The sequence below is a fragment of the Pseudomonas sp. NPDC088890 genome, assembly GCF_044900155.1.
GTDB classification, from domain to species: domain Bacteria; phylum Pseudomonadota; class Gammaproteobacteria; order Pseudomonadales; family Pseudomonadaceae; genus Aquipseudomonas; species Aquipseudomonas urmiensis.
Map to the genome: position 1 here is coordinate 1 of NZ_JBJDNG010000010.1, position 15,609 is coordinate 15,609.

At 64.1% G+C, this 15,609-nt stretch carries 16 protein-coding genes; 8 read left to right on the forward strand and 8 right to left on the reverse strand.

What is annotated here, in order from left to right; genetic code table 11:
- Positions 1–452: 452 nt before the first annotated feature.
- Both ACI2JX_RS19725 and yedA read right to left on the reverse strand, forming a co-directional pair.
- Positions 453–1,784: a DEAD/DEAH box helicase gene (locus ACI2JX_RS19725; RefSeq protein ID WP_186556703.1), complete on the reverse strand. Its 1,332-nt coding sequence runs from the start codon at positions 1,782–1,784 to the stop codon at positions 453–455.
- Between the two features lie 98 nt (positions 1,785–1,882).
- A complete protein-coding gene (gene yedA / locus ACI2JX_RS19730; protein ID WP_312152906.1) occupies positions 1,883–2,803 on the reverse strand; it encodes a drug/metabolite exporter YedA in 921 nt (306 codons plus the stop codon).
- Positions 2,804–2,960: 157 nt separating this feature from the next.
- Between yedA and ACI2JX_RS19735 the strand changes: the two genes are divergently transcribed.
- On the forward strand, positions 2,961–3,419 hold the full coding sequence (locus ACI2JX_RS19735; RefSeq protein ID WP_186556701.1) for an Lrp/AsnC family transcriptional regulator: 459 nt from the start codon (positions 2,961–2,963) through the stop codon (positions 3,417–3,419).
- 100 nt (positions 3,420–3,519) lie between these two features.
- On the opposite strand, the gene ACI2JX_RS19740 is transcribed toward ACI2JX_RS19735, so the two are convergent.
- Both ACI2JX_RS19740 and ACI2JX_RS19745 read right to left on the reverse strand, forming a co-directional pair.
- Positions 3,520–3,999: an NYN domain-containing protein gene (locus ACI2JX_RS19740; protein WP_264236666.1), complete on the reverse strand. Its 480-nt coding sequence runs from the start codon at positions 3,997–3,999 to the stop codon at positions 3,520–3,522.
- Positions 4,000–4,074: 75 nt separating this feature from the next.
- Complete coding sequence (locus ACI2JX_RS19745) at positions 4,075–4,812, reverse strand: DUF2076 domain-containing protein (RefSeq protein ID WP_368972924.1); 738 nt, start codon at positions 4,810–4,812, stop codon at positions 4,075–4,077.
- Positions 4,813–4,968: 156 nt separating this feature from the next.
- Between ACI2JX_RS19745 and ACI2JX_RS19750 the strand changes: the two genes are divergently transcribed.
- The 3 genes from ACI2JX_RS19750 (at position 4,969) to ACI2JX_RS19760 (ending at position 7,367) form a co-directional block, all read left to right on the forward strand.
- Positions 4,969–5,625, forward strand: coding sequence for a YciC family protein (locus ACI2JX_RS19750; RefSeq protein WP_264236664.1), 657 nt, complete (start codon positions 4,969–4,971; stop codon positions 5,623–5,625).
- Positions 5,626–5,686: 61 nt separating this feature from the next.
- Complete coding sequence (locus tag ACI2JX_RS19755; protein ID WP_404690822.1) at positions 5,687–6,766, forward strand: endonuclease/exonuclease/phosphatase family protein; 1,080 nt, start codon at positions 5,687–5,689, stop codon at positions 6,764–6,766.
- A 109-nt stretch (positions 6,767–6,875) separates the two neighbouring features.
- Complete coding sequence (locus ACI2JX_RS19760; protein WP_264236661.1) at positions 6,876–7,367, forward strand: hypothetical protein; 492 nt, start codon at positions 6,876–6,878, stop codon at positions 7,365–7,367.
- Between the two features lie 27 nt (positions 7,368–7,394).
- Here the strand turns inward: ACI2JX_RS19760 and hrpB are convergent, their stop codons facing one another.
- Positions 7,395–9,923 (reverse strand): ATP-dependent helicase HrpB, encoded by a 2,529-nt coding sequence (gene hrpB / locus ACI2JX_RS19765; protein ID WP_404690823.1) that lies wholly within the window; start codon positions 9,921–9,923, stop codon positions 7,395–7,397.
- A 117-nt stretch (positions 9,924–10,040) separates the two neighbouring features.
- Here hrpB and ACI2JX_RS19770 point away from each other — a divergent pair, with 117 nt between their 5' ends.
- Both ACI2JX_RS19770 and ACI2JX_RS19775 read left to right on the forward strand, forming a co-directional pair.
- Complete coding sequence (locus ACI2JX_RS19770) at positions 10,041–10,460, forward strand: polyribonucleotide nucleotidyltransferase (RefSeq protein WP_404690824.1); 420 nt, start codon at positions 10,041–10,043, stop codon at positions 10,458–10,460.
- A gap of 25 nt (positions 10,461–10,485) precedes the next feature.
- Positions 10,486–11,355, forward strand: a complete 870-nt coding sequence (locus ACI2JX_RS19775) for a cation diffusion facilitator family transporter (RefSeq protein WP_404690825.1) — start codon at positions 10,486–10,488, stop codon at positions 11,353–11,355.
- A 135-nt stretch (positions 11,356–11,490) separates the two neighbouring features.
- On the opposite strand, the gene ACI2JX_RS19780 is transcribed toward ACI2JX_RS19775, so the two are convergent.
- On the reverse strand, positions 11,491–12,324 hold the full coding sequence (locus ACI2JX_RS19780) for a DUF6515 family protein (RefSeq protein WP_264236657.1): 834 nt from the start codon (positions 12,322–12,324) through the stop codon (positions 11,491–11,493).
- A gap of 391 nt (positions 12,325–12,715) precedes the next feature.
- Between ACI2JX_RS19780 and ACI2JX_RS19785 the strand changes: the two genes are divergently transcribed.
- Together ACI2JX_RS19785 and ACI2JX_RS19790 are read left to right on the forward strand one after the other, a co-directional pair.
- Positions 12,716–13,192 carry an Lrp/AsnC family transcriptional regulator gene (locus ACI2JX_RS19785; RefSeq protein ID WP_186556691.1) on the forward strand — a complete coding sequence of 159 codons (477 nt, stop codon included), beginning with the start codon at positions 12,716–12,718 and terminating at the stop codon, positions 13,190–13,192.
- A gap of 55 nt (positions 13,193–13,247) precedes the next feature.
- Positions 13,248–13,451, forward strand: coding sequence for a DUF2788 domain-containing protein (locus ACI2JX_RS19790; RefSeq protein ID WP_264236656.1), 204 nt, complete (start codon positions 13,248–13,250; stop codon positions 13,449–13,451).
- 50 nt (positions 13,452–13,501) lie between these two features.
- On the opposite strand, the gene ACI2JX_RS19795 is transcribed toward ACI2JX_RS19790, so the two are convergent.
- Both ACI2JX_RS19795 and amn read right to left on the reverse strand, forming a co-directional pair.
- A complete protein-coding gene (locus ACI2JX_RS19795) occupies positions 13,502–14,134 on the reverse strand; it encodes a pseudouridine synthase (RefSeq protein WP_264236655.1) in 633 nt (210 codons plus the stop codon).
- Positions 14,135–14,140: 6 nt separating this feature from the next.
- Complete coding sequence (gene amn / locus ACI2JX_RS19800) at positions 14,141–15,604, reverse strand: AMP nucleosidase (RefSeq protein ID WP_264236654.1); 1,464 nt, start codon at positions 15,602–15,604, stop codon at positions 14,141–14,143.
- Between the last annotated feature and the right edge of the window lie 5 nt (positions 15,605–15,609).

A 15,609-nucleotide genomic window follows, 5' to 3' on the forward strand; every position in this document is an offset into this window, starting at 1 on the left:
GTGGTGTCAGTACCTGCCCTTGCTGGCTGGCACTGACACAACTAAACCCGTCGGCAAGCCCGCCCCCACAGGGATTGCTGGTGTATCAACTGTTTTGTGGTGTCAGTACCTGCCCTTGCTGGCTGGCACTGACACAACTAAACCCGTCGGCAAGCCAGCCCCCACAGGGATTGCTGGTGTATCAACTGTTTGTTGTGTCAGTACCTGCCCTTGCTGGCTGGCACTGACACAACTAAACCCGTCGGCAAGCCAGCTCCCACAGGGATTGCTGGTGTATCAACTGTTTTGTGGTGTCAGTACCTGCCCTTGCTGGCTGGCACTGACACAACTTAACCCGCCCTGCCAGCACAAATCCCTGTGGGAGCGGGCTTGCCCGCGAAGGGGCCTGCACTGACACACTGCTGCTTCACCACCCTCTGTAGGCGCTGAGGGAGCCTGCAATGGGCCGGATCTCAAGGCTTGCGCTTACGCGGCCCACCATTGAAGCTCGGCACCTTGCGTACCGCCTTGACGGTCGGCGCCGAAGTCCCCGACTCGGTACTGTCCATCCACTTGCCCAAACCGCGTTTGGCGCTGTTTTCCTTGGGCTTCTTGGGCTTTTTCGGCTTCTTGATCACCTGCCCACTGGCATCGGTCATCGGCACCCGGTGATCAGGGATGAAGTCTGGCTCTTCATGGCGCGGCAGGGTCTGGCGAATCAGGGTCTCGATCGCCGAGAGCATCTGCACTTCATCGGCACACACCAGCGAAATCGCTTCGCCCTTGTTGCCCGCCCGGCCGGTACGGCCGATGCGGTGCACATAATCTTCGGCGACGATCGGCAGGTCGAGGTTGACCACCAGCGGCAGATCGTCGATATCCAGCCCGCGCGCAGCGACATCGGTGGCCACCAGCACCTGAATCTCGCGTGCCTTGAAGCTGTCCAGCGCGCGTTGGCGAGTCGCTTGCGGCCGATCACCATGGATGCCATCGGCATTCACCCCCTCGCCCAGCAGACGCTCGACCAACTGATCGACCCCGTTACGGGTCTTGGCGAACACCAGCACCTGGCTCCAGCGCTGCTTGCGCAGCAAGTAGCAGAACAGGTCGGCCTTGCGCTTCTTGTCGACCGGCACCAGCCACTGCTTGACCGTGCTGGCGGTGGCGTTGCGGGGGCTGACTTCGATGCTCAGCGGATCATTCAGGGCCAGGCCCGCGAGCATGCGGATCTGATCGGAGAAGGTGGCGGAGAACAACAGGGTCTGGCGCTTGCGCGGCAGCGCGGCGTACACCGACTGCAACTCCTCGGCAAAGCCCAGGTCGAGCATGCGGTCGGCTTCGTCGAGCACCAGGGTCTGCACCTGGCCGAACTTCACCGCGTTCTGGCGGAACAAGTCGAGCAAGCGACCGGGGGTCGCCACCAGCAAATCGACACCCCGGCGCAGGCGCATCATCTGCGGGTTGATGCTTACCCCGCCGTAGACCGCATAAGTGGAAACCGGCAGGTTCTCGGCGTATTCCTGGATATTGGCATGGACCTGCTCGGCCAACTCGCGGGTCGGCACCAGCACCAGGGCGCGGATCGAGTTGCTGGCGACCTTCTCACCTTCCAACGCCAGGCGCTGCAACACTGGCAAGGCAAAGCCTGCAGTCTTGCCGGTGCCGGTCTGGGCCGCGGCCATCAGGTCGCGGCCGGCCAGTACGGCGGGGATGGCCTGGGCCTGGACCGGGGTGGGGGTGGTGTAGTCCAGCTGCTGCAGGGTGCGCAGCAAAGGTTCGATCAGGCCGAGTTTGGCGAAATTCATGGCAATACCGTCAGGGGGTTCAGCGAAGGCGGCAGTTTACCTGCGCCAGTACCCTCGTGTCGCGATAGGGCCGCACCCGCCGCCCCACAGACGCGCGCCTATTTGCACATTTCGCCCTTCAGCGGCGCTGGCTGCTCGGGCGCCTTGCGCCACTGCGGCAGGCCAATCAGCACCACCGCGCCGATGATCACCGCCATCGCCACGCATTCTTCGGCGCCAATGGTTTCACCGGCGAAGGCGATCCCGAGCAGCACAGCCACGGCCGGGTTGACGTAGGCATAGCTGGTGGCCGCCGCCGGGCGTACGTTCTTGAGCAAGTACATATAGGCGCTAAAGGCCAGGATCGAGCCGAACAACACCAGGTACGCCAATGCGCCCCAGCCAGCGGCGGTTGGCATCTGGGTCAAGCGTTCGCCACTGACTGCACTGCCAATCAGCAGCGCCGCGCCCCCAACCAACATCTCGGCTGCACTGGCCATCGGCCCTTGGGGCAGCGGCAGGCTCTTGCTCCATACCGAGCCAAACGCCCAGGCAGCGGCGGCAAACAGGATCAGCGCCGCGCCCATCGGGCTGGCTTGCAGGTTGGAGCCCAGGTTGAGCATGGCGATGCCGGCCAATCCGAGGCAGATGCCCGCCCATTCCAGGCGCGAGTTGCGATGGCCAAACAACAGACCGAACACCAGGGTAAACAGCGGCACCGTGGCCACCGCCAACGCTGCCACCCCGGAGGCGACGCCCGCATGCTCGGCCAGGGTCACCCCGCCGTTGCCACAGCTGAGCAGCAAAAAGCCAATCGCCCCGGCCGCGCGCCATTGCGGCCAGGTTGGGGCCGGCACCCCGCGCCAGCGCAAAAAGCCATACAACAGGCTGCCGGCGATCACGAAGCGAATCCCCGCCATCATCATCGGCGGCCAGGATTCGACGCCAATGCGGATGAACAGGTAGGTCGAGCCCCAGACCAGATACAGGGCAAGAAAGGCACCGATGAGCAACCAGGGAACACGACGGGAGGCAGGCATGAGGAAAACACTCGAAATCCGTTTACGGGTGACTTAGTTTAGAAAGGGCCTTGCGCAAACTTAAGTTACAAAACACGTTTAAATTACCCACACACTTTGCAATGAATGGTTATTGGGTGCCTTTACCGTTGATTGCCTGAAACGAGCCAAATCCGTCATGGACAAGTACGACCGCATGCTCCTTGCCGCCCTGTTGGAAAACGGCCGGGCCACTTACGCGCAGCTGGCACGACAGGTGAATCTTTCACCACCTGCGGTGGCCGAGCGGGTGGCCAAGCTTGAGGCCAGCGGGGTGATCACCGGCTATACGGCCAAGGTGGACCTGGAAAAGATCGGCCTGCCGATCCAGTGCGTGATCGAGCTACGCCTGGCCAGCCATGGCAACCAGCAGGCTTACGATGAGCTGGCGCGGATTCCCGAGCTCACCGAGTGTCATCGGGTCACGGGCGATCCGTGCGTGATCATGCAGGCGGCAGTGGGGTCGATGAGTGAGCTGGAGGCGCTGATCAATCGGGTATCGCAGCTGGGCTTCAGCAAGACCTCGATCATTCTTTCAAGTGCGGTGGAGCGGCGGGTGCCGTTGCAGCAACTCGCTGGCAATGGCAAAAAGAGCTGAGTTTTGTGGTGTCTGGCCTGACGCTATCGCGGGGCAAGCCCGCTCCCACGCCAAGTTGGCTCTGCGTGGGAGCGGGCTTGCCCCGCGATAGCGTGCTCAGTCAATGACGCAGCAGCAGCGAGCCTTCGATCGGCACATACTCAGTGGCCGCGCGAATCAGCGACAACGCCGTCAGCCCGGGCACGCCATACACCACGGCCTCGACCCCATAGCGCTGGATCGCTCGCTCCAGCAGCAAGTCGAAGTCGCCATCACCCGAGGCCAGCACCACCTGGTCGACCCGGCTCGCCGCCTCGATCACATCCAGGGTAATACCCACATCCCAGTCGCCCTTGGCCGAGCCATCGCTGCGCTGGATGTAGGGTTTCAAGCGCACCTCGAAGCCCAGGTTACGCAAGATCTGCTGGAATTGCTGCTGCTTGCTGTCGCCGCGGTCGATGGCATAGGCCACCGCCTCGACGATCTGCCCCTGGCGGCTGACCTCGGCCCACAGTGCGGTGTAGTTGAAATGGCAGCCATGGGCCTGGCGGACGGTGTAGTAGAGGTTCTGCACATCGGCGAACAGCGCGATCTTTTTCACCACACAACCCTTGGGTAATCCTGCGAGAAAGGGGTTGGCGTGCAACCCCGCATGCTCAGCAGTATGCCAGAGGCCTCAGACGAAGGTGTCGTCGTCAGCGAAGAAGCCGCCGTCGTCGTTGCCGTAGTCGCTGTCCATGAAGCCGCCCTGATCGCCAGCATAGCCGCCGTTGTCGGCCACCTGCTGCTGGCCGGCCTGGTCATTCCAGCCGCCCGAATCGCTGGCCGGGGCTGGCTCTTCCTTGATCACTTCGACCACTTCCTCAGGTTGCGAATGATGGTTGAACAGGCTGCTGATGCCCTGTGCCAGCAAGACCCCACCCGCGACCCCGGCAGCGGTCTGCATGGCGCCGCCCAGAAAACTGCTGGCACCACTGCGTGCGGGCGCGGCGTTGAAGGCCGACGCCTGCTGTGGCTGCGCTTGCGCGTAACCCGGTGCCGACGGCTCGCGCCAGCCACCAGCGCTGGCACCTGGTGCGACAGTGCGTTGCGGTTGCGGAGCAGGTGCGCGGCTACCGGCACCGAAGATGCTCGACAGGAAGCCGCCGCCATTGCTACCACCCCGGCTGGCCTCGAGCTGAGCGCGGGCCTGCTTGAGTTCGTTTTCCAGCTGCTTGTTCTGCTCATCGAGGCGCTTGATCGCTGCCTCTTGGACGAGAATCGCCTGGGCCATGTAGTAAGGCGCCGCCGGCTGCTGGCGCACATGTTCCTCGATGCACGCCTGGGCCTGGGCATCGCGCGGCTGGCTGGGGTCTTCGGCTTGCTTGATGCGGCCAAACAGGCCGTCGATCAGGGTTTGTTCTTCAGTGTTCATGGGCTACCTCGTGCGGGCAAGCGGGACATCGGACAGCGTCAAAGATGGGGGGCGCAGGCGCGGGATTCAATCAGCGGGCGCGTGAAACTTTTTTCAGCCAGGCCTTGAGTGGGCTAAAGTTACGCCCCTGCTTTTACAGCCAAGCGATGTTGACTGATGAATCCGCTGAGCGTTCTGCGCGACTCCCTGTACTTTTTCCGCCGTCACCTGGCGAGCATCATCCAGCTCTGCCTGCCGTTGATCGTGCTCGAGGCCCTGCTCACCCAGCTGCTGTACCGCCAGCTCGGCGAACAGGCGTCGCCGGCCTACGGCATGCTGGTCAGCCTGCTGCTGTATCCGCTGTACAGCGCAGCGCTGATCCTCTACCTCGACACCCGCACCCAGGGCCAGGACATCCTCAAGCGCAACCTGTTCGCCCGTGCCCTGCAGTTGTGGCCGCAGCTGGCCTTGCTGATCATGATCAGTACCCTGCTGATCATGGCGGGCCTGGCGCTGTTCGTGTTTCCCGGCATCTGGATCATGATCAACCTGGTGTTCGCCGAATACCTGCTGGTGCTGCGCGGCTTGCCCGTGGTGCAGTCGATGCGCGAGAGCGCACGGATGACCACCGGGCACTTCATGCGCATCCTGGTCTGCGTGTTCGCCTCGCTGGCGCCGGTGTGGCTGCTCGACGGTCTGCTGATGATGGCCTTCCCGCAGCCACAACCAGGCGTGCAACTGGCCATGGACAGCCTCAGCGGCCTGTTGCAGCTGTTCAGCAGCGTGGTGCTGTTCCGCATCTTCATGTTGTTGGAAGCCGACGCCGGCGCCTGAGCTGGCCTGGCGACGAACGGCTCGGTTATGCTGGCGCGATCCGCACCGACAAGCCGAGCCGATGACCCGACTACTGCGCAACGTCCTGCTGTTCCTGCTGCTGATGCTGGCCTTGCTCTGGCTGCTCGCTGAGCACCTGAGCTGGCAGCCCTCCCCCCGCGAATCGGTGGCAGTCGCCTGCCAAGGCCCTGGCCAGCCGCTGCAGCCCGGGCAGACCTTGAGCGTGATGAGCTGGAACGTCCAGTACCTGGCCGGCAAGCGCTATGTGTTCTGGTACGACCAAGGCCGCGGCAGCGACACCCGCCCCACCCGTGAAGACCTGGCGTTCAACCTCGATGAAGTGGCGCGCGTGATCCGCGCCGAACAGCCCGATATCGTCCTGTTGCAGGAGTTGGACAAGGACGCCAAGGCCAGCGACTACCAGGATCAATTGGCCCTGCTGCGCGAGCGTCTGGCCGACCTGTACCCCTGCGCGGTGCAGACCGATGAATGGAAAGCCGGTTTCGTCCCCGACCGGCACATCGCCGGCAGCGTCGGCCGTACCCTGGCAACCCTCAGCCGGTACCCGATCGCCAAGGCCGAGCGCCTGCAATTGCCCAATACCGCCAGTAACGCCCTGGCCCGCCTGCTGGAGCCGCAACCGGCCCTGCTAGTCAGCTATCTGCCGCTGGCCGATGGCGGCCGTCTGGCGGTGCTCAATACGCGGTTGTCGCCCTACCGGCCAGGCAGCGACCTGCAACGACGGCAAGTGGCGCACGTCAGCAAAGTGCTCGATCGCCTGGAAACACAGGGCACTCCTTGGCTGATTGGCGGCGACTTCAACCTGTTGCCGCTGGGCCAGTACCGTCGCCTGCCACCGGCCCAGCGCGGTAACTACCCGGCCGACAGCGACTTGCACCTGCTGTGGGACAAGTACCCGATGATCCCCAGTAATGCCGAAGCCAGCGGCGCCGAGCGCGACGCCTGGCTCACCCACTTCCCCAATGACCCGGCCGTGAGCGGCCCTGACCGCACGCTCGACTACCTGCTGCACAGTCCGCGCTTGCAGCGAATGGAGGCGCGCGTGCTGCACGAAGACACCTTGCAGATCTCCGATCATCTGCCGGTCAGCGCCCAGTTGGTCTTGCCCAAAGCGCGCTAAGTCAATCAGCGCTGCCCAGGAAAAGCAGCTCGCCGGAGAAATCGTTCAGCCTGCCGCCCTGCACGTCCCTCGCCTACCGTGCCGACATTCATCCACAGGGACGCAGGCTATGAACGAACCGCAACCTATCAACCACTGGGCCGATGGTCAGTCTTTTATCGGCGGCATCTATTTGCTAGAGGACGGCAAACGCTACCCAGTTCACCCCTTCAAGACCCATCACGACCTGAGCTTTGGCGTCGATATCCATGTCGACGATGGCTGGCTCAAGGTCGGCGGCAGCGCAGGCCCTTCGCTGTTTCTCTTTCGATTCCACTCAAGAGGCGAGAATCGCCTGCATTTCAGAGTGGCCCTGGCATCCAATAGCCGCCGCAAGCTGGGTATCAGCGACAACGGCTACCTGGGGCTGTACGACCGGACAGACGAGTTGGATTACTGGAAGCTGCAGCCGTTGGAATGGTCCAAGGGTGAGCTGCGCTGCCTGATCCGTGATCATCAGGGTCACCAGGTGAAAATCGAGTCAGTCTCCGGGCTAACCACTGCTCACCTGACCATCGGCGAAGGCGTACCGCATGAGTTCATGATCGTGCGCTCACACTGATTTCAACAAAGGCCCCCGCTACGCCCCTCATCGGCCGCGGGGCTTGGCGCGTGCCGTCGCTTCCGCGACCAAGGGATCATCCGGCCAGTAATGTTTGGGGTAGCGGCCCTTGAGGTCTTTCTTCACTTCGGCGTAGGTGGTGCGCCAAAAGTTGGCCAGATCCTGCGTCACCTGCACCGGCCGCCGCGCTGGCGACAGCAGGTGCAACTTGACCTGTTGGCGGCCTTGGGCGATGCGCGGCGTGTCGGCCAGGCCGAACAGCTCTTGCAGGCGCACGGCCAGAATCGGTGGAGTTTCGCTGTAGTCCAGGCGGATGTTGGAGCCCGATGGCACATTGAGGTGCTCTGGCGCCCATTCGTCCAAGCGCTGCGGCAGCGGCCAGGGCAGCAGGTTGCGCAGGATCGAGGACAGGTCCAGCTGGGCGAAGTGGCTCAGTCGCGAGACCTTGCCCAAATAAGGCTGCAACCAGTCCTCCAGACTCGCGAGCAGCGCCTCGTCAGACAGATCCGGCCATTCACTCTCCGCGCTCTTCTGCAAATCCAACTGGCGCAGCAAGGCAACGCGGGCCTGCCACTGGCGGAGCGCTGGCGTCCATGGCAACAGCGCTAGGGTCTTGCGCCGAACCAAGCCGAGCAAGGCCCGCGCCCGAGCCTCGTCGCTCAGGCCAGGCAAGGCTTCACGGCTGAGCACCAGCTCGCCGACCTTGCGCTGACGCTCGGCGCGCAACACCTGTTCGCGCTCATCCCAGTCGAGCAGATCGAGGGTTTCGACCTGCTCGGCGAGCACCTCTTCGAACAAGCCAGGATCGAACTCGGCCGCCAGGTAGATCCGCTCTTCGCGCTGGCCCTGGCGGCTGCCCAGATCGGCAATCACCAACCATGGGCACTTCATCAACCCATCGACTTCGGCAAACAGCGCGGCGCGGCCGTTGGCCAGGCGATACTCGGCGCCGCCTTCGCGCCGTTGTTGGGCGACCCGGTCCGGATACGCCAGCGCCAGCAAGGCGCCCAGCCAGCGCGGATGCTCAGGGTCAGCCACAGCGGCGACCGGTTTGCCACGCAGCAGGCCACGGTATTGGCGGGCTAGCTGACGAGCGCGTTGTACCCCACCCTGGCCGCCTCGTGACAGCCTGCTTTCGCCACTGAGCAGCGCCAGTCGAGTATGCAGGTCAGCGCCGCCGCCGCGCTGGATATCGCGCTCGCCGAGCAATGCGGCAACATTGCAGGCCATATCAGCCAGGCCAAGGTGTTGGCCGCGCAACAACAGATGGGCGATGCGCGGATGGGCCGGCAACTCAGCCATCGCCTGGCCATGCTCGCTCAGGCTGTCGCGGCTGCCGGGCTTGAACGCACCAAGGCGCGCCAGCAGGTCTTGCGATTGGGCGTAGGCGGCGCTCGGTGGTTGATCGAGCCAGCGCAGTTGCTCGGGCGTCACACCCCAGCGCGCCAGTTGCAGGGCCAGGCCTGCCAGGTCTGCCTGGAGGATCTCGGCGCTGCCGTGCGCGGCCAACTGCTCATGCTGGGCCTCGGACCACAAGCGGTAGCACACGCCAGGCTCAAGCCGCCCAGCCCGTCCGGCGCGCTGGGTGGCGCTGGCGCGGGAGATGCGCTGGGTGTCCAAGCGGGTCATGCCGCTGCCCGGATCAAAGCGCGGCACCCGCGCCAGGCCTGCGTCGATCACCACCCGCACGCCGTCGATGGTCAGGCTGGTCTCGGCGATATTGGTCGCCAGCACCACTTTGCGCAGGCCGGCAGGCGCAGGCTCGATGGCAGCCCGTTGTGCATTGAGGTCAAGTTCGCCATGTAGCGGGCACAGCAGGATGTCTGGCCGCTCGCCTAGCGCGTCCTGAAGAGATTGATGCACGCGGCGGATCTCGGCCTGCCCGGGCAAGAACACCAACAGGCTGCCGGATTGCTCGGCCAACCCCTGCAGTACGCAGTCGACCACCCGTGGTTCGACGAACTCACCGGGCTGAAACGGCCGCCCCCATTGAATATCCACCGGATGCATGCGTCCTTCGCTGCTGACCACCGGAGCCTGATCAAGCAGCCGTGACAGGCGCTCGCCTTCCAGGGTCGCCGACATCAGCAAGATCTTCAGCGGCGGATCGTCGCGCAACAGCTCGCGGCCATTGAGACTCAGCGCCAGCGCCAGGTCAGCATCCAGCGAACGCTCATGGAATTCGTCGAAGATCAGCAGGCCAACGCCTTCCAAGGCCGGATCCGCTTGCAGGCGGCGGGTGAGGATGCCTTCGGTGACCACTTCGATCCGCGTACTGGGGCCGACCTTGCTGTCCAGCCGAATCCGGTAGCCAACCGTTTCGCCGACCTTCTCCCCCAACTCGCTGGCCAGCCGCTCGGCTGCCGCCCGTGCAGCCAGCCGGCGCGGCTCGAGCATGACGATGCGCTGCCCCGCCAGCCACGGCTCATCGAGCAGCGCCAGCGGCACGCGAGTAGTCTTACCAGCGCCGGGCGGCGCCTCCAGCACGGCTTCGTGGCGGCTGCTGAGCGCCTGGCGCAGCGCGGGCAATACGGCATCGATTGGTAATGAAATCATGGTGGTCCTCGAACGAGCCGCCGAGTATAACGGCGAACCGGCCAGGACCTATCATGGTCATAATGGTCGATAGCGGCCGTTCGCCGCGATCGTTGCGACTTTCCATCGGAGATTTACATGCGCATTCCATCCCGTGTCATCGGTGGCGTTCTAGTCGCCACCCTGCTGACCCAGCTGACGGCCTGCGGCACGCTGTTCTATCCAGACCGCCGCGGCCAGATCGAAGGCAAGATCGACCCGGTGGTCGCCGCCCTCGATGCCGTCGGCATTCTGTTCTACGTGATCCCAGGGCTGATCGCCTTTGGCATCGACTTCGCGACCGGCGCCATCTACTACCCAGGCGGCACTACCGCGCAGGTCGATCCGGCCAAGCTCAAGCCGGCGATCGATGCCGATGGCAAGGTCGACAACGCCAAGCTGCAGGCTATCCTCGAAAGCGAACTGGGCCAGCGCCTGCCGCTGAACGACCCGCGACTGATCCAGCATCGCGGCAGCGTCGAGCAACTGGCTGCCTACGGCCTGGTACCGGCCGCCTGATTCGCACAAGGACTTTGCCGCCCGCATGACCCCAACCGCAGAACAGCAACGCCTGCTGCGCCTGGCCACCCGTGCCTCGCTGGCAGTGGCCAGTATCCTGGTGTTGAGCAAGGCCGTGGGCTGGTGGCTGAGTGGCTCGGTCAGCCTGCTGGCGGGGCTGACCGACTCGGCGCTCGATGCGGTGGCGTCATTGCTCAACCTGCTGGCGGTGCACTACGCGCTGCGCCCGGCTGATGATGATCATCGCTTTGGCCACGGCAAGGCCGAGGCGCTCGCGGGCATGGCCCAGGCGCTGTTCATTGGCGTCAGTGCGGTGCTGATCGGCGTGCAGGCGGTGGAGCGCCTGCGCACACCGCAGCCGCTGGGGGATACTGCTGCGGGTATTGCGGTGATGGTGTTGTCGCTGATCCTGACGCTGGCGCTGTTGGCGTTTCAGCGCAAGGTCATCCGTGCCACCGGCTCCACTGCGGTGCGCGCCGACTCACTGCACTACCGCTCCGATCTGCTGCTCAACGGCAGCATTCTCTTGGCGCTGCTGCTGGCAGGCTTTGGCTGGCCACAGCTGGATGCGCTGTTTGGACTGGGGATCGCGTTGTACATTCTCTGGAGCGCGATTCAGATCGCTCGGGAAAGTACTGCGATTCTGATGGACAAGGAGCTGCCGGCAGACGTGGGTGAGCGGATGCTGGAGTTGGTCTGCGCGATTCCCGGCGTGCGCGGTGCGCATGATTTGCGCACGCGGGTGTCTGGCAGTTACTGGTTCGTGCAGTTGCACCTGGAGTTGCCTGGCGAGTTGGCGCTGCATGATGCCCATGAGCTGTGCGTGCAGGCATCAGCGGTGATCCGCGAGCGTTATCCACAGGCCGATGTGATGGTGCATGCTGATCCTGTGTAATTTGCTATCGCGGGGCAAGCCCGCTCCCACACCATCGATTTCGCCTGAATGAGCTGCGCCCCAGATGTTGGACCCATCCATTATCTGGGGCGCAGTTCAGAACAGCGTGGGAGCGGGCTTGCCGCGATAGCGCACTCAGTTGATGCTGTAGCCGCGCCCACTCAAGCAGGCCCCCAGCGCCCGCCGATAGGTATCGGCGACATTCGCCGCCGGTGCATAGCTGGCTTGCGCCGGATCGAACCCGGATTGCTCCACCGCCCAGCGATGGCACTGGTAGCGATCCTGGTCCTGCTGCTGTGGCGTCTGCCCATAGCTGGGATAAGCGATCACATCGTAGCCATTGCCCGCCGGCGGCGCTTGCACCGGCCCACTGGCAGGCGGGTTGACCACCACGTACTCGCGGCTGTCAGCCTGGTACCGGTAGTAGGTGTCGGCCACCAGGAAGAACAACGCGCCACTGAGCCAGACCTCCTGGGCATACGACGGCAGGTAGGTGACCCGCACGCCATAGGGCGGACGCACCACCACATAGCCAGCGCCATGCGGCCGGTACCAGTAGCCGCCTGAGTAGAAGTAATCCTGCCCGCGGTACGGCACCTTCCAGTAGCGATCCGGGAAGCGCTCGATCGCATGCCCAGGCCGATACTGCGGCCCCGGCCCCCAGCCATTGCCATGCCCATCAGGCCGCCCCGGCCAGTTATCGCCTGGGCGCTGCCCCGGCCCACCGGCCTGCCAGTAGCGGTCATCGCCATTGCGCCGCGGGATGTCCTGGTAATAACCCTGGCGCGCAGGCTGGGTCTGGCGCGCTTCGTCTCGCGAGTTCAGCGGCGAGCTGCCAGCGCCGCCGGAGTTCGGATCCTGCGGTCCGTGCCCGCCATGCCCATCGCCCGGCCCCTGGGCCAGCACCCCCAGGCTGACGCCCATCCCCAGCAAACCAACACCTGCCAACTGCCAGATGCGCGACCTCATGTTGTCCCTCTCGAATACGGCAATGAACCTGCTGGCAGTCTACCGCGACCTCCTGGCAGGCAGATGAAAATCCAGACATGAAAAAAGGGAGGCCAATGGCCTCCCTTTGCGAATTGTCGTCCGTGCTCGGCGCTTATGGCGCCGGCTCACCTCACTCGGTCTGGTAAACCGTGTGTAGCCCGGGGGCCGGCGGATCCTGTTGGATGGCGGGCCGCGAGCGGCCTCCTGGGCCGGTCGCCGTGGACTGATGTCCGGGCAGTGATTCTGGTGATAAAGATACCGGCAAGGCACCAGCAGAGGATTGCGAAGATTGCTCAGATAAATAGCACTTGCGCAATTTTTAACCCTGGATTGATAATTCGCCGCAATCCGCATAGAAAAGGCCCCTTCCATGAGCAAACTCGACCGCTACGACCTGAGCATCCTTGCCGAATTGCAGCGCGATGCGCGCATCTCCAACCAGGAACTGGCCGAACGCATCGGCCTGTCGCCCTCGCCGTGCTCGCGTCGAGTCAAGCAGCTCGAAGACGACGGCTACATCTCGCGCCAGGTGGCGCTGCTGGACCGCAAGAAGCTTGGCTTGAGCCTGACCGCCTACGTGCTGATCGGCATGGACCGACACACCCCCGAGCGTTTCGAAACCTTCGAGACTGCCGTGCGCAGCCTGCCGCAGGTGCTCGAGTGCAGCCTGGTTACCGGGATGGACGCCGACTACCAGCTCAAAGTGGTGGTACCGGACATGGACCACTACCAGAAATTACTACTCGGCAGCCTGACCCGTATTGAAGGCGTCACCAGCGTGCGCTCGAGCTTCGTGCTCAATCAGGTGCTGGCCAGCACTGAGCTGCCATTGACCCACTTGCGTTAACAGCCCTTGAAGCCGGGCGTATAATCCGCCGCTTCAGCCTGTCCGGAGAGCACCGATGGATCCTGCAAAATTCGAAGAGTGGATGATGATCATCCTGGTCACCCTCCTGATCGGCTTCATGGGCTTCATCGTCTGGGACCTGGCGAAGAAGTCCAAGGCAGGGCGCTTCGGTACGCTGATCCTGTTCTTCGTGCTTGGGCTCGGAGTGCTGGCGTTTATCATCAAGACCATCGTGGTGGGGATGATCGAAGGCGTCTGAGGGGCAGACTGCCCCCCCCCGTACGCGATAGCGCCAGCACTACCCAAGACCTACAGCTTCGCCGCAACCTCACGCCAGCAGCCTTGGTCCAACCCGTCCAGGGTCCACTCGCCAATTCGCACTCGCACCAGGCGCAAGGTCGGCAAGCCAACCGCCGCCGTCATGCGCCTGACTTGCCGGTTACGCCCCTCACGAATCACCAGCTCCAACCAGCTGGTTGGCACGCTCTTGCGAAACCGCACCGGCGGATTACGCGGCCACAGCTGCGGCTCAGGCAACTGCCGAGCCTCGGCAGGCAGGGTCACGCCGTCATTGAGTTCAACACCCTCGCGCAGCTGCTTGAGCTGCTGCTCAGTCGGCTCGCCCTCCACTTGCACCCAGTAGGTCTTGGCCAGCTTGTGCTTGGGGTCGGCAATGCGCGCCTGCAAGCGGCCGTCATTGGTCAGCAGCAATAGCCCTTCACTGTCGCGATCCAGCCGGCCGGCCGGATAGATGCCGGGGATATCGATGAAATCCTTGAGCGTCGCGCGCCCTTCGCCGTCGCTGAACTGGGTCAGCACGTCAAATGGCTTGTTGAACAGGATCAGGCGCGGCTCGGCCGGCGGCGCCTTGGCTTGGCGACGCGGGCCGGCAGCAGGCCGCGCCTGGGGGCGGCGCGGCTTGGAACGGGGTGGCAGGGGCATGGATCCTCAGCGGAACGGCGGCTCATCGAAGCTGCGCAGTTTACGCGAGTGCAGCGAATTGAGCTCGGTGCGCAGCAGATCCAGCGCGGCAATGCCGATCTTCAGGTGCTGGCTGACCGCCCGGTTGTAGAAGGCGTTGGCCGAGCCTGGCAACTTGATTTCACTGTGCAGCGGCTTATCGGACACACACAGCAAGGTGCCGTACGGCACGCGCAGGCGATAACCCTGGGCGGCAATGGTGCCACTTTCCATGTCCACCGCCACCGCCCGCGACAGGTTGATCAGCGGCCGTTCCTGGGCCCAGCGCAGCTCCCAGTTGCGGTCGTCGTAGGTCAGCACGGTGCCGGTGCGCAGGCGCTTTTTCAGCTCGTCGCCACGCTCGCCAGTGACTTGCGCAGCAGCTTCCTGCAGCGCAAGTTGCACTTCGGCCAGGGCCGGAATGGGGATGTTCGGCGGCACCACCCGGTCGAGAATGCCGTCGCGACGCATGTAGGCGTGGGCCAACACGTAGTCGCCGATGGTCTGCGACTGGCGCAGGCCGCCACAGTGACCGATCATCAGCCAGCAGTGCGGGCGCAGTACGGCCAGGTGGTCGGTGATGTTCTTGGCGTTGGATGGACCGACGCCGATGTTGACCAAGGTGACACCATCGCCATCGGCGGCAATCAAGTGGTAGGCCGGCATCTGGTAGCGGTGCCACACCACGCTGGCGACCAGCGCCTGGGTCTCGCCGTCATCCATGCCCTTTTCGATGATCACGTTGCCGGGCAGGACCATGCGCACGAAGCGTGGATCTTCGCGCAGTTGCTCAAGGCCATGGCCGATGAACTGGTCGACATAGCGATGGTAGTTGGTCAGCAGGATCCACGGCTGCACGTGGCGCCAGTCGCTACCGGTGTAGTGCACCAGGCGACGCAGGGAGAAGTCCACGCGGGCGGCATCAAACAGGGCCAGCGGCAGCGTTTCGGCGTTGCCCCAGTCCCACAGGCCATCGGCGATGTTGTCGGTGGCGGCCGACAGGTCGGTGCTGGGGAACACCCGCGCAAGTTCGGCGGCGGTAATGCCGGTGCCGGCCAGTTCGTCACCCTGCTCGACCACGTACGGGTACGGGATGTTCTGCTCGCTGACACCGACTTCCACCGTCACGGTGTAGTCGTGCATCAGCGGGCGCAGTTGCTCGAGCAGATAACCGCGAAACGCTGCTGGCTGGGTTATGGTGACGCTGTAGGTACCGGCTACCTGGACCTTGGCATAGGCGCGGGTGGTCGCGGCGACTTCGCCATGGCTGTAGTAGGTCAGGCGCAGCGCGGGATAGCGGTAGAGATTGCGCTCTTCGGCATCCGGTTCGGTGCGATCTTTCAGGTAACGTTTGAGGGCCTGGCTGAGGGCCCCGGTGGCCTGTTCATGCAAAGCCGCCAGACGGTCGACGGCCTGTTCGGGGGTATCAACGACTACAAACGCTTGGCTCACGCTGG

Bases quoted from the DNA above. Each gene is read 5' to 3' on its own strand.
- ACI2JX_RS19725 (WP_186556703.1), bottom strand. From the start codon at position 1,784: ATGAATTTCGCCAAACTCGGCCTGATCGAACCTTTGCTGCGCACCCTG.
- yedA (WP_312152906.1), bottom strand. From the start codon at position 2,803: ATGCCTGCCTCCCGTCGTGTTCCCTGGTTGCTCATCGGTGCCTTTCTT.
- ACI2JX_RS19735 (WP_186556701.1), top strand. From the start codon at position 2,961: ATGGACAAGTACGACCGCATGCTCCTTGCCGCCCTGTTGGAAAACGGC.
- ACI2JX_RS19745 (WP_368972924.1), bottom strand. From the start codon at position 4,812: ATGAACACTGAAGAACAAACCCTGATCGACGGCCTGTTTGGCCGCATC.
- ACI2JX_RS19750 (WP_264236664.1), top strand. From the start codon at position 4,969: ATGAATCCGCTGAGCGTTCTGCGCGACTCCCTGTACTTTTTCCGCCGT.
- ACI2JX_RS19755 (WP_404690822.1), top strand. From the start codon at position 5,687: ATGACCCGACTACTGCGCAACGTCCTGCTGTTCCTGCTGCTGATGCTG.
- ACI2JX_RS19760 (WP_264236661.1), top strand. From the start codon at position 6,876: ATGAACGAACCGCAACCTATCAACCACTGGGCCGATGGTCAGTCTTTT.
- hrpB (WP_404690823.1), bottom strand. From the start codon at position 9,923: ATGATTTCATTACCAATCGATGCCGTATTGCCCGCGCTGCGCCAGGCG.
- ACI2JX_RS19770 (WP_404690824.1), top strand. From the start codon at position 10,041: ATGCGCATTCCATCCCGTGTCATCGGTGGCGTTCTAGTCGCCACCCTG.
- ACI2JX_RS19775 (WP_404690825.1), top strand. From the start codon at position 10,486: ATGACCCCAACCGCAGAACAGCAACGCCTGCTGCGCCTGGCCACCCGT.
- ACI2JX_RS19780 (WP_264236657.1), bottom strand. From the start codon at position 12,324: ATGAGGTCGCGCATCTGGCAGTTGGCAGGTGTTGGTTTGCTGGGGATG.
- ACI2JX_RS19785 (WP_186556691.1), top strand. From the start codon at position 12,716: ATGAGCAAACTCGACCGCTACGACCTGAGCATCCTTGCCGAATTGCAG.
- ACI2JX_RS19790 (WP_264236656.1), top strand. From the start codon at position 13,248: ATGGATCCTGCAAAATTCGAAGAGTGGATGATGATCATCCTGGTCACC.
- ACI2JX_RS19795 (WP_264236655.1), bottom strand. From the start codon at position 14,134: ATGCCCCTGCCACCCCGTTCCAAGCCGCGCCGCCCCCAGGCGCGGCCT.